The organism is Streptomyces sp. NBC_00878 (genome assembly GCF_026341515.1).
In the GTDB taxonomy this organism is placed as follows: Bacteria; Actinomycetota; Actinomycetes; order Streptomycetales; family Streptomycetaceae; genus Streptomyces.
This window is the reverse complement of record NZ_JAPEOK010000001.1, coordinates 2394172-2407471: the sequence shown is the minus strand read 5'-3', so window position 1 is coordinate 2407471 and position 13300 is coordinate 2394172. Positions and strand designations below refer to the sequence as shown.

At 71.4% G+C, this 13300-nt stretch carries 10 protein-coding genes; 8 read left to right on the top strand and 2 right to left on the bottom strand.

Annotated features, from left to right (window positions below; translation table 11 throughout):
• The first annotated feature begins 25 nt into the window (after positions 1-25).
• The 8 genes from OHA11_RS09730 to OHA11_RS09695 all read left to right on the top strand — a co-directional run bounded on the left by OHA11_RS09730 (position 26) and on the right by OHA11_RS09695 (position 10957).
• Entirely contained in the window at positions 26-223 is a 198-nt protein-coding gene (locus OHA11_RS09730; protein WP_266494144.1) for a ferredoxin, read from the top strand.
• The gene (locus OHA11_RS09725; RefSeq protein ID WP_266494143.1) at positions 220-1422 is read left to right on the top strand and encodes an NAD(P)/FAD-dependent oxidoreductase; all 1203 of its coding nucleotides are present in this window, start codon (positions 220-222) and stop codon (positions 1420-1422) included. The genes OHA11_RS09730 and OHA11_RS09725 overlap by 4 nt, the downstream gene beginning before the upstream one ends.
• A 75-nt stretch (positions 1423-1497) precedes the next feature.
• Positions 1498-2340 (top strand): SDR family oxidoreductase, encoded by an 843-nt coding sequence (locus OHA11_RS09720; RefSeq protein WP_266494142.1) that lies wholly within the window; start codon positions 1498-1500, stop codon positions 2338-2340.
• Between the two features lie 51 nt (positions 2341-2391).
• Positions 2392-4233, top strand: a complete 1842-nt coding sequence (locus tag OHA11_RS09715; RefSeq protein WP_266494140.1) for an NAD(P)/FAD-dependent oxidoreductase — start codon at positions 2392-2394, stop codon at positions 4231-4233.
• Positions 4234-4322: 89 nt separating this feature from the next.
• Positions 4323-5990: a hypothetical protein gene (locus tag OHA11_RS09710; RefSeq protein ID WP_266494138.1), complete on the top strand. Its 1668-nt coding sequence runs from the start codon at positions 4323-4325 to the stop codon at positions 5988-5990.
• Positions 5991-6180: 190 nt separating this feature from the next.
• Entirely contained in the window at positions 6181-7923 is a 1743-nt protein-coding gene (locus tag OHA11_RS09705) for an ABC transporter ATP-binding protein (protein WP_266507056.1), read from the top strand.
• Positions 7924-8265: 342 nt separating this feature from the next.
• Positions 8266-10083 (top strand): S8 family serine peptidase, encoded by a 1818-nt coding sequence (locus OHA11_RS09700; protein WP_266494136.1) that lies wholly within the window; start codon positions 8266-8268, stop codon positions 10081-10083.
• A gap of 196 nt (positions 10084-10279) precedes the next feature.
• Positions 10280-10957 carry an AIM24 family protein gene (locus OHA11_RS09695; protein ID WP_266494134.1) on the top strand — a complete coding sequence of 226 codons (678 nt, stop codon included), beginning with the start codon at positions 10280-10282 and terminating at the stop codon, positions 10955-10957.
• An 82-nt stretch (positions 10958-11039) separates the two neighbouring features.
• Here OHA11_RS09695 and OHA11_RS09690 read toward each other — a convergent pair whose 3' ends face one another.
• Entirely contained in the window at positions 11040-12518 is a 1479-nt protein-coding gene (locus OHA11_RS09690) for a hypothetical protein (protein ID WP_266494132.1), read from the bottom strand.
• A 32-nt stretch (positions 12519-12550) separates the two neighbouring features.
• Complete coding sequence (locus OHA11_RS09685; RefSeq protein ID WP_266494130.1) at positions 12551-13108, bottom strand: hypothetical protein; 558 nt, start codon at positions 13106-13108, stop codon at positions 12551-12553.
• Between the last annotated feature and the right edge of the window lie 192 nt (positions 13109-13300).

The window sequence follows — 13300 nt, the reverse complement described above, 5'->3', positions numbered from 1 at the left end:
TACTGAAGGGGCAGGGAAGAAAACCATGCGTGTGGAACTGGACGAACCGAAGTGCGTGGCATCGGGGCAGTGCGTGATCGCCGCCCCGGACGTCTTCGACCAGCGTGACGACGACGGGGTGGCGATCGTGCTGGAGGAGCGGCCCGGCGACGAACTCCTCGACGAGGTGCGCGAAGCCGTGGCGATCTGTCCGGCGGCGGCGATCCGGCTGGTCGACCAATGAGGCGGATCGTCGTCGTGGGCGCCTCGGCGGCGGGGCTCGCGGCCGTCGAGACACTGCGCAGGGAAGGGTACGAGGGCACGCTCACCCTGCTCGGTGAAGAACCGCACGCGCCGTACGACCGGCCGCCGTTGTCCAAGCAGATCCTGGCGGCCGAGTGGGAACATGACCGGCTCACCCTGCGCTCGCCGACCGAACTGGACGCGCTGGACCTGGACTTGAGGCTCGGCACCACCGCGACGGGTCTCGACCTCGACGGGCGTACGGTCCTGCTGGCCGACGGGACGCGGGTGCCGTACGAGGGACTGATCGTGGCCACCGGGGCGCGTCCGCGGCGGCTGCCCGGCGAGGGTGACACGCATGTGCTGCGCACCCTGGACGACGCGCTCGCGCTGCGGGACCGGCTGGCGCAGGGGCGGCGGCTGGTCGTGGTCGGCGCCGGGTTCCTGGGCGCCGAGGCCGCCGCCGTGGCCCGGGGGCTCGGCGCCGAGGTCACCCTCCTGGAACCGGCGCCCGTACCGCTCGGCCACGCCGTCGGCAACGAGGTCGGGCGCGTCCTGTCGGCCGCCCACCTGGAGAACGGGGTGGACCTGCGCACCGGGGTCACGGTGGCCGCGGTGACCGACGCCGGCGTGCGGCTGGCCGACGGTGAACTCGTCGAGGGCGACGCGGTGTTGGTGGCCGTCGGCTCGCTGCCGAACACCGAGTGGCTGGCGGACAGCGGCCTCGCGGTGGGCGACGGGCTGGTCTGCGACGAGTACTGCGAAGTGACTCAGGAGTCTCCCGGCCCGAAGACCGGGGCTGTGTACGCGGCCGGTGACGTCGCCCGCTGGTACAACCCGCTGTTCGGGGTGCCGATGCGCATCGAGCACCGGACGAACGCCGCCGAGCAGGGCATGGCCGCCGCCCGGAACCTCCTGCACCCGCAGGCGCGCAAGCCGTTCGCGCCCGTGCCGTACTTCTGGTCGGACCAGTACGACATGAAGGTCCAGGCCTTCGGCTATCTGCGCGGGCACGACGAAGTGGCCGTCGTGGAGGGGGACTTGGCCGAGCGCCGGTTCATCGTCGCCTACCGCGGGGGCGACCACCTGACCGGGGTGCTCGCGGTCGGAATGCCGCCGAAGGCGATCCGCGGCTGGCGGCAGTCCGTCGCGGCGCGCGCCACATGGCACGAGGCCGTACCGGCCACCGGCGCCCCGTAGCCCCCGCGCACGACCCGGGCTCGGACGTAACCGGGCCCGGGAGCATGGCAGTTCACCCCATCACGGAGGTTGTTCATGAAAGTCCGTCCTGACGAGGAGCGTCGTGACGTGGTCGTGGTCACGGGGGCGGGAGGGATGGGCATCGCGGTCGCACGCCGACTGGGCAACGGCCGGAGCCTGCTCCTCGCCGACGCGTCCGGCCCCGGGCTCGACCGGGCCGTCACCGCGCTCGCCGACGAGGGCTACGCGGTACGCGGCATGGTGACCGACGTGACCGACCGCGAGGCGGTGCGCAAGCTCGCGGAGTCGGCGGCCGGGGAGGGCAGGGTGGCCGCCGTCGTGCACACCGCCGGCGTCTCGCCCGCGACCGGGCCGGCGAAGGCGATCATCGAGGTCAACCTGCTCGGCACGGCCCACGTGATCGACGCCTTCGAGACCGTCGCCACCCGCGGTACGTCCCTGGTGGTGATCTCCAGCATGGCCGGCCATGTCGCGTCCCTGAGCCGGGAGCAGGAGGCCGCCCTCGCGACGACACCCACCGAGGACCTCCTCGGCCTCGACGTCGTCACCGCCATCGGCGACGACGCGCAGACCGCGTACATCGTGACCAAGCGGGCCAACCACGTACGGGTGCAGGCCGCCGCGCTCGCCTGGAATCTGCGGGGCGCCCGGGTGAACAGCCTCAGCCCGGGTGTCATCGCGACCGCGATGTCCAAGGCGGAGGCCGCCTCCCCGTCCGGCGCGCACATGATGGAGATGCTGGAGGCGAGCGGATCGGGCCGTACCGGGACGCCCGGGGAGATCGCCGACGCGGTGGCGTTCCTGACCGGCCCGGAATCGTCGTACATCACCGGGACCGATCTCCTCGTCGACGGGGGACAGGCCGCCTGGCTCCGCTGCCACTTCCGTCCGCGGTAGCGACCACGCCGAGCCCCCGTCCCAGCAGCAGAAGGACAAGAAGGAACAAGCATGACCACCCCCCACACCCCGTCCCCCCACACCCCGTCCGTCGCCCCCGACTTCGACCCGGCGGAGCTCGGGTTCGACCCGGACGCCCTGCGTGCCCGCTACCGGGCCGAGCGAGACCGCCGGATCCGGCCCGACGGCAACGCCCAATACCACCGTGCCGCCGGTGAGTTCGGCTACTACGCCGCCGATCCGTACGTGGCCGAACCGGAGTTCACCAGGGAGCCGCTGAACGACCGGGTGGAAGTCGTGGTCGTCGGCGGCGGGTTCGGCGGCCTGCTGGCCGGAGCGCGCCTGCGGCAGGCGGGCGTGCGGGACATCCGGATCATCGAGCAGGGCGGGGACTTCGGCGGGACCTGGTACTGGAACCGGTACCCGGGAATCCACTGCGACATCGAGTCGTACGTCTACCTGCCGCTGCTCGAAGAGATCGGCTACGTCCCGAAGTGGAAGTACGCGCCCGGCGAGGAGATCCGGCAGCACGCGCGGGCGATCGGACGGCACTTCGGACTGTACGAGGACGCCTGCTTCCGCACCCGGGCGACCGAACTCCGCTGGGACGACACGGAGTTGGAGTGGCTCGTCACCACCGACCGCGGCGACCGCATGCGGGCACGCTATGTGGTGGTCTCCAGCGGAACGCTCAGCCAGGCGAAGCTCCCCGGCATCCCCGGCATCGAGACCTTCAAGGGACACACCTTCCACACCAGCCGCTGGGACTACGCGTACACCGGGGGCGACGCGAACGGGAACCTGGACCGGCTCGCCGACAAGCACGTCGCCGTGATCGGCACCGGAGCGACCGCCATCCAGATCGTGCCGCACCTCGGCCGCGACGCCGAGCGGCTGTACGTGTTCCAGCGCACGCCCTCCTCGGTCGACGTACGCGGCCAGCGCCCCACCGACCCGCGATGGGCCGAGTCACTGGAACCGGGCTGGCAGCGGCGCCGCAGGGACAACTTCCTGAGGACCGTCACCGGCGCCCCCGCCGACGAGGACCTGGTGAACGACGGCTGGACCAGCAGCGCCCGGCTGCTGCAGAACCTCATCCCCACCAACACCTTCGCGGACCTCCCGCCGGAGGAACGCGACCGAGTGAACGAACTCGCCGACTTCCAGAAGATGAACGAGATCCGCGCCCGGGTGAACACCCTCGTCGCGGACCCCTCGACGGCTGAGGCGCTCAAGCCCTGGTACCGGTACATGTGCAAGCGGCCCACGTTCAGCGACCACTACCTGGAGACGTTCAACCGCCCCAACGTGACGCTGGTGGACACCGCCGACCACGGCGGCGTCGAGCGCGTCACCGAGGACGGCGTCGTGGTCGGCGGGGCCGAGTACAAGGTCGACTGCGTCATCTTCGCGACCGGCTTCGAGGTGGGCGTCTCGGGCATCCTCTCCGGCCAACTCCCCGTGTACGGCAGGGAAGGCGCCACCCTGCCCGGGGCCTGGAAGGACGGCCCGAAGACGCTCCACGGCTTCTACAGCCACGGCTTCCCGAACCTCTTCCAGCTCGGCCCGCTGCAGAACGCCAGCTCGGTGAATTACGTCCACATCCTCGACGAACAGGCCGGCCATGTCGCCGAAGTGGTCGCCGAGGCACGGGGCCGCCGGGCCCGGTACGTGGAGCCGAGCCCCGAGGCCCAGGACGCCTGGGTCGCGACGATCCGTCAGAAGGCCGCGGACCTCTACAAGTTCCAGGCCGAGTGCACCCCCGGCTACTACAACAACGAGGGCATGCCCAGAAAGCGCAGCGAGTCGTACGGCGACGGACCCATCGCGTTCCACGAACTGCTCAGGAACTGGCGTACGGACGGCGGCATGAACGACGTCATCGTCGGCTGATCCGCCGGGGCGCCGACTCGGGGGATACCGGCGCCCCGGCCGTCCGAGTGACCAGCACCGAACCCAGGGACCAGGGACGGGGAACGACGATGCGACCCAGCCGATACGACGACATCGGCAACACCGGCAACACGCCTGCCACAAGCAGCCGTTGGGACCTGCGGAGACTGAACCCCCCGAACCGGCTGTGGGGTTCGAACGGCGTCACCTTCGGACCCGACGGGCGGCTGTACGTGGCGCAGTTCCTCGCCGGGCAGATCAGCGCCGTCGACACGGCCACGGGGGACGTCGACGTGGTGGTGCCGCTGGACGGTCCGGTCCAGGCACCCGACGACCTCGCCTTCGGGGCGGACGGTTCGATGTACATCGCCGACCTGACGCCGGGCCGGGTGTGGCGGCGCAGCCCCGAGGGCACGTACAGCCTCGTCTCCGACCAGGTGCGGGTGCCCAACGGCATCACCTGTGTCGGAGACCGGCTCTTCGTCAACGAGATGACGATGAACGGCCGTCTGCTGGAGCTGTTCCCGGACGGCGGCGACCCGGTGGTGCTGACCGACGGGCTGGCCCTGGGCAACGCGATGCAACTCGGCCCGGACGGCTTCCTGTACTACCCGCACATGATCGGCAACCAGGTCTGGCGGATCCCGCCGGACGGCGGCACACCCGAACTGTTCGCCGAGGAGGTGGACGACCCGGTCGCGGTCCGCTTCGACAAGGGCGGCGTCCTGGTCGTCCTGTCGCGGGGCCCGGCCGGCATCGTGACCCGAATCGATCTCGCCACCGGGGCGCGGTCGGTGGTCGTCAGCGGTGTCCTCGGGCTGGACAACGCGGCCTTCGACGCGGAGAACCGCATGTTCGTCTCCAGCTTCGGCAGCGGCGGCGTCACGGAGATGCGCGAGGACGGCCGGACCCGGGAGATCGTTCCCCGCGGGTTCAGCGGACCCTTCGGAGTGACGGTCGACCTCCGGGGCACGGTGTTCGCGGCGGACCACTACCGCCTGGCGGGCCCGGGCGACTCCGGGGAGCACGACTCCAGCGGCGTGATCACCCATGAACTGCAGACGTTCATCCACGGCATCACCGCCGACGACGGGCTCCTCCACTTCGCCTCCGAGTACGGCGACGTCCGTACGTACGATCCGGTCGGGAGGGCCACGCGGGTACGGGCGAAGGGGCTCGACGGGCCCACCGGCATCGCGCTCGCGCCCGACGGAGCCCTGGTCGTCGCCGAGACGGGTGCCGGACGCGTCGTACGGATCGACGACACGGACGACACGGACGACACGGACGACGACACCGTCACCGTGCTCGTGGAAGGGCTCCAGCACCCCGTCGACGTAGCCTTCGACGCCGAGGGACGCTGCTATGTCAGCGACGACGAACTCGGGGCGGTGTTCCGGATCGACGACGGCGGAGACGGCCGGGCGGGCGAGGCGGTGGCCGTCGCGGAGGGCCTCGGCGCGCCGCAGGGGCTGGCTGTGCGCGGGGACGAACTGTTCACGGTGGACACCGAGCACCGGTGTCTGCGGGCGGTGTCCCTCACGACGGGAGAGAGCCGGATCGACGCCGAGCACCTCGCGGTCGGCCTGCCCCCGGGGATCACCCGCACCGAACCCGCCCTGTTCGCGGCGGGCATGCCCGGCTCGCCACGCCCGTTCGCGGGCCTCGCCGTTGCCCCGGACGGCTCCCTCCTCGTCTCGGCGAACGGCGAGGGAAGCGTGCTGCGCCTGTCCCCGCGCCCGCCCGTGGAGGGGTGAGGGCGCGGCACTGTCAGTGGCGTCGGCGATACTTCCATTGATCCCCCTCGCTCCGGACGAGACTCCGAATCGGTACTCCGGCCGGGAGTGGGGGGAGCCGATCGAGGGGAGCACCGTGCCGCAGCCCGACCCGTCCGCATCGCCGTCCGAATCGGCGTCCGCATCACCGTCCACGCCACCGTGGCGGCTCCTGCTCGGGTACGTACGCCCGTATCGCTGGACGCTGCTCCTCGGGGCCGTGCTGTCGCTGCTGACCGGGGCCGCGGGGCTCGCGCTGCCGCTGGTCGCCCGGTCGCTGATCGACGACCTGGGGCACGACCGGGCGATCACCGGCGCGCTGTTGGCCATGTCGGGGCTGGTCGTCGCCAACGCGGCGATCGGGGCGCTGGGCGCGTACGTGCTGCGGTACACCGCCGAGTCCGTCGTGCTCGGGGCCCGGCGGGGCCTGGTGTCGCATCTGCTGCGGCTGCGAATAGCCGCCGTCGACCGCAGTGAGCCCGGGGATCTGATGGCCCGGATCACCTCCGACACCACACTGCTCAGGGAGGTCACCACCGATTCGCTGGTCGGGCTCGGCACCGGCGGGCTCACCCTGGTGGCCACGCTCGCCATGATGGGGTTCGTCGATCCGGTGCTGACGGGCGTCACCCTGGGCGTGGTCCTGGCCGCGGGCACGGTGATCGGCGTGATCGTGCCGCGGATCAACCGCGCCAGCAGGCTTGCACAGGACGCGGTCGGGGCGATGGGGGTCTCGCTGGAGCGCACCCTCGGCGCGCTCCGGACCATCAAGGCGTCCGGTGCCGAGCACCGCGAGGAGCGGGCCGTGCACGCGGCGGCCGAGGAGTCGTGGCGGCAGAGCGTCCGGGCCGCCAAGTGGGCGGCGCTGGCCGGGAACACGGCCGGCCTCTCGATGCAGGTCGCCTTCATCACGGTGCTCGCCGTGGGCGGCGCGCGGGTCGCGACCGGTGCCGTCGACATCGGCACCCTCGTCGCGTTCCTGCTGTACGTCTTCTACTTGATGGCGCCGATCCAGCAGGTCGTCGGAGCCGTCGCCCAGTACCAGTCGGGCGCGGCCGCCCTGGCCAGGATCGAGGAGGCCAGGCTGCTGCCCGCCGAATCGGCGGCCGAGCCCGCGCCGTTGCCCCTGCCCGGCGCCGAACCCGCCGCGCTCGCCTTCGAGAACGTCCGCTTCCGCTACGACGACGACCTGCCGTACGTGCACCACGGCGTGACGTTCGCCGTCCCGCCGCGCGGCATGACCGCCTTCGTCGGGCCGTCCGGCGCCGGGAAGACCACGGTGTTCTCGCTCATCGAGAGGTTCTACGACCCTGAAGAGGGGACCATCGCGCTGGACGGCCGCGACCTCGACGACTGGGATGTCTCCGGGCTCCGGTCCGCCATCGGCTATGTGGAGCAGGACGCGCCCGTCCTCTCCGGCAGCCTCCGCGACAACCTCCTGCTCGGCAATCCCGACGCCGACGAGGGCGAGTTGCTCCGCGCGCTGAAGACCACCCGCCTCGACTCCCTCGTCGGCCGGCTGCCGAAGGGGCTCGACTCCCTCGTGGGCCACCGCGGCACCAAGCTCTCCGGTGGCGAGCGGCAGCGCGTCGCCATCGCCCGCGCCCTGCTCAGGCGGCCCCGGCTGCTGCTGCTCGACGAGGCCACCAGCCAGCTCGACGCGGTCAACGAAGCCGCGCTGCGCGACACGGTCGCCGATGTCGCCCGTACCACCACGGTCCTGGTCGTCGCCCACCGGCTGTCCACCGTGACGATGGCCGACCGGATCGTCGTCATGGACGCGGGACGGGTACGGGCGGTGGGCACCCACCGCGAACTCGTGGCGGGCGATCCGCTGTACGCCGAGCTCGCCGCCACGCAGTTCCTCGCGGCCACCGACGACGGCCTGACGGCGGACGAGCCCGCCGACGCCTGAGCCCGCCGACGCCGGTGAGACCGGAGCGGACCGAACCGAACAGGACCGAACCGGATCGAAACTCCGGAAAGGGTGCTTTCTCGCCAACCGGCCACTCCCCATAGGGGGTTCCCGGCCATGGATCGAGGGTTTTCCCCGTATCGGCGGACGAATGCGCCACCTATTGTTCGAGCACAGCCGAACCACAGGTAACCCCTGACTGGTGGCTCGCGCACGGCCGGCCCTCGCGCCTTTTCGATTGCACCCCCCGCCGCTTCGACGACGAAGCGAATCGAACCGCTGCTCCGCACCGCACCGCATGCACCGCATCGCACCGCTGCTCCGCGCTGCCCGGAGCGGGCCATGAAAGGCACTCACTTGCGTACTCCACGCCCCACGAGACGGAAGCTGATATCCGTCGCCGCGATCTCCGCGACACTGCTGGCCGGGACGGCCACGTCCCTCGCCCTGGCAGGTCCGGCCACCGCCAAGGTCCCCACCGAGCAGGCCGCCAAGTCCGCCGCCGCTGCCGTGGCCGCCCCCGCCGAGCGTCTGATCGTCGGCTACAAGTCGGGCGCCACCGAGGCCAGGTCGAACACGGCCGCCTCCGCCGACGCCGAGGCCAAGGGCAAGGAGGCCGGCGAGGACCTCGACTTCCAGCGCCGCCTCGGCACCGGTGCCGCGCTGGTCGACCTGGGCGAGCGGCTGAGCAAGGCCGATGTCGCCGACGTCGTCGCCGAGTACCAGGCAGACCCGCAGGTCGCGTACGTCGTGCCGGACCGCCTCAACAAGCCGCAGGCCGACCCGAACGACACCGAGTACAGCAAGCAGTGGGACCTCTTCGAGACCACCGCGGGCATGCGTGTGCCCGGCGCCTGGTCCACCGCGACCGGCAGCGGTGTGACCGTCGCCGTCATCGACACCGGCTACGTCACCCACTCCGACGTCGCCGCCAACATCGTCGCGGGCTACGACTTCATCTCCGACACCGCGGTCTCCGTGGACGGCAACGGCCGTGACAGCAACCCGGCCGACCCGGGCGACTGGTACTCCGCCGGCGAGTGCGAGCAGACCACGGGCAGCTCCTCCTCCTGGCACGGCACGCACGTCGCGGGCACCATCGCGGCCGTCACCAACAACAGCAAGGGCGTCGCGGGCATCGCGTACAACGCGAAGATCTCCCCGCTGCGCGTCCTCGGCAAGTGCGGTGGCTACGACTCCGACATCATCGACGCCATCACCTGGGCGTCCGGCGGCACCGTCTCCGGCGTCCCGGCCAACACCAACGTCGCCAAGGTCATCAACATGAGCCTGGGCGGCGGCGGTGCCTGCACCACGGCCACCCAGACCGCGATCAACAACGCGGTCGGCCGGGGCACCACGGTCGTCGTCGCGGCGGGCAACAGCAACGCCAACGCGGCCAACTACTCGCCGGCCAGCTGCAGCAACGTCATCTCGGTCGCCGCACTCAACCGCTCCGGCGCCAAGGCGAGTTACTCCAACTACGGTTCGGTCGTCGACATCGCGGCACCCGGTGGCCAGACCAGCACCGGCACCGCCAACGGCATCCTGTCCACGCTGAACTCCGGTACGCAGGGCCCCGGTTCGGAGTCGTACGCCTACTACCAGGGCACCAGCATGGCCGCCCCGCACATCGCGGGCCTCGCCGCGCTCGCCAAGTCGGCGAACTCCGCGCTGACCCCGGCCCAGATCGAATCGGCGATCAAGACCAACTCGCGTGCCCTGCCGGGCGCGTGCTCGGGCGGCTGCGGCGCGGGTCTCGCGGACGCGACCAAGACCGTGCAGGCGGTGAGCGGGTCGGGAGGCTCCACGGGGGGCACCACCTTCACCAGCACCACCGCCGTCTCGATCCCGGACGCGGGCTCGGCCGTCGAGTCGTCGCTCGCGGTCAGCGGCCGCAGCGGCAACGCGCCGTCGGCCCTCCAGGTCGGCGTCGACATCACCCACACCTACCGCGGTGACCTGGTGATCGACCTGGTGGCCCCGGACGGTACGGCGTACCGGCTGAAGTCCTCGGGCTCGGACTCGGCCGACAACGTCAACACGACCTACACCGTGGACGCGTCCAGCGAGACCGCCAACGGCACCTGGAAGCTGCGCGTCCAGGACGTGGCCGCGGCGGACACCGGCAAGATCAACGGCTGGAAGCTGACCTTCTGACCAACCCCCCACAGGATGGGGCCGAAAGGCCCCGCAGGGGCGGTCGACGCGAGCGGGCGTCGGCCGCCCCGCCTGTCGTTGCGCGGGCGTACACCTTCGTCGAATGCCTTTCGTTCCGCGCACGTACACATTCGTCGCACGCCTTTTATCCGGTCGTTGGATGGTGGAAACGGCGCTTCCGGGACAGGATGCCCGCATGAAGGGTGATCTGTTTTCCAGCGAGTACATGGTGCAGCCGGCCACTGCGGCGGGCATGAGCGTCGAGAACGCCAAGTCGATCAAGTACGCCGTCAACGGTGAGATGCTCGCCCGGCAGGGCGCGATGATCGCCTACCGGGGCAGTCTGCAGTTCGAGCGCAAGGGCCAGGGCGTCGGCGGCATGCTGAAACGGGCCGTGACCGGCGAGGGCCTGCCGCTCATGGCGGTGCGCGGACAGGGGGAGGCCTGGTTCGCGCACGAGGCGCAGAACTGCTTCATCGTCGACATCGACCCCGGTGACGTCTTCACCGTCAACGGCCGCAACGTGCTGTGCTTCGACGCCTCGCTGAAGTACGAGATAAAGACGGTGAAGGGGGCGGGCATGAGCGGCGGTGGGCTGTTCAACAGCGTCTTCACCGGACAGGGCAGGCTCGGTCTCGTCTGCGAGGGCAACCCGCTGGTCATCCCGGTCTCGCCGCAGTGGCCGGTGTACGTCGACACCGACGCGATCGTCGGCTGGACGGCCAACCTCCAGACCTCACTGCACCGTTCGCAGTCGATAGGCTCGATGATCCGCGGCGGCTCCGGAGAGGCGGTGCAGTTGGTGCTCCAGGGTGAGGGATTCGTCGTCGTACGGCCGAGCGAGGCGACACCGCAGAAGGCCCAACAGCACTGATACGGGCCCGAGTCGGACCTGCTCGTGGCTGTTGGACCTTCCGGGGTATCCGTACGGATTCGCCGATTCGCCGCCGATTCGCCTACGTCGTGGCGCGTCGACGGCGCCACAGCACGGCGGCGGTGCCGGTGGCGAGCAGTGCCGCGGTGCCGGCCGCGGCGGGAAGGAGTACGTCGGTGCCGGTCGAGGCGAGCGACCCGTCGCCGCTGGTGTCGAGCGAGCCGCCACCGGTCGTGGTCCCCGCACCGCCGCTTCCCGTACCACCCGTGCTGCCCCCGTCGGCGGTCGGACCGTCGACGGGCACCGTGGTGCCGGTGCCGGTGCCGCTCGGATCGGCGGCCGGGCCGGAGTCGCTGGGCGACGGCTCGGACGTACTGTCCGAAGGGCTGGGCGAGGCCGACGTCGAGGGTGACGGCGACGTCGAGTCGGACGGTGACGGCGAGTTGGAGGGCGACGGCGGCACCGGCGCCCGGAACACGGTGAGCGAGGCGTCGGACGGGCTCGCGACGAACACCGAGTCGCCACCCGGCGTCACCGCGACGGACGAGCTGCCCAACTGGCCGTTGTTGCCCGGCAGTTCGGCGCCCTTGCCGACGTCCTTCAGCGTCGCCGTGTCGTACACCGCGAGCCGACCGACCCCGTCCCCCTCCTCCGGCGGATTGCCGTAGTCCTGCCACACCGCGAACGCCTGGTCGGAGCCCGGGTCGACGGCGACGTCCGCGATCGTGTCCCCGGGCTTCGCCGGGAAGGCGGCGGCGAGTTTGCCGGAGGCGATGTCGTACGCCTCCAGTACGGTGCCGCGCCCCGCCCACAGCACCCCGTGCTCGGTGTCCCACTCCAGGAAAGACACCGCGGCCCCGGCGCCGAGCGGGACCTCCTTGCCGTCCGGCGCGAAGTCGGCCGAACCGACCCTGCGCAGCACGCTGTTGGTGTTGTCGGTGACCCAGATCTGCCCGGCGGCGGTGTCCACGGCGAGCGGGCCACCGGCGGTCGGCAGGGTCAGCGAGCGCTCCACGGTCACCGACGTCTCGCCGACGGCGACCTCCTCCAGTTTCGTCCCGCGGACGACCACGACCGTGCCCGCCTTCGCACCGGCCTTGGCCTGCGTGATCGTCGTAGTGGTGAGCCAGCCCCCGTGTCCCGCCGCGTCCCCGTCCTTCACGGCCGCGATCCCGCGCAGCCCGACCAGGTAGTGCACGCCGTCGCCCGGCAGCGGCCCGGCGAGCCGTTTGCCCGGGAGCTGGGCGGGCGCGCCCGTGCTGCCGGGCGAGGTCTTCACCCAGTTCAGGACGTCGCCGGAGGCCGGGTCGACGACGTAGACGCCGGCCAGGCTGCCGCCCGTCGTACCGGCGACGGTGTCGGACCCGACGTACAGCTTCCCCGACTGGGGGTGCAGCAGTAGGTCGAGCGGTTTGCCGACGGTCGTGAGGCGGGCCGTCTGCTCGTATCCGTCGGTCCCGGGCGGGTCGTCGGCGCCGACGGCGGGCGTGCTGACGACGACGGCGGTGAGGACCACCGCCGTGATTCCTGCCAGGACGCCCGTCGCCCGGGGGCGGAGCACATCGCTCCGCCCCCGGGTTCTGAGAGGCGCGGTCACGAGAAGGTGACCGGGATGTAGACGTCGTACGAGCGGTTGCCGCTGCCGGTGTGGTCGGCGCGCGTCACGATGGCGCAGTCGACGTCCGTGCCGCAGACCTGGCCGGTGGCGATGTTCGGGTTCACGTGCACGCTGACGTTGAAGGAACCGCCGGAGCCGTAGGTGGAGCTGTTCGCGACCGTGCCGCCGCCGAAGTTGGACACCCAGTGCGAGGCGCCGGTCGTGCCGGCCTGGTCCGCGCCGCCCAGGCAGGGGGTCGGCCGGGAGGTGTACGTCGACGGGTCCCCGGGCACGACGCCGTCGGGGATGACGCACAGGCCGACGTAGACGCCCTGGATGGTGTTGTAGCCGCTGCCGGAGACGGTGATGTTCTGTCCGGCGGCCGACAGGTTGTCGGGGGCCGTCAGCGACAGGTTGTACGTCGTTCCGCTCACCGTCACGGACCGCGTGGCGGTGGCGGCCGAGGCGGAGGTGGCGAGCCCGACCGTCAGCGCGGCGGCGGTGGCGCCGACAGCGATGATTCGGGTGGCACGGGCGAACACGGCGGATCTCATGGGCAGTTGGCCTTTCGGAGGCGAAAACCACTTAGGTAAGGCAAACCTAAGTTGCAGGTCAACGGCTCGTCAAGCGGTACCTCTGGAGTCACAGGGGATGAGGGACTTGGCCGGAGGGGCTGAAATTCAGCCCCTCCGGCGTTTGGGGAGCGGGGGTTCGGGGGCTGGCCCCCGAGGCAGGGACGATGGGGG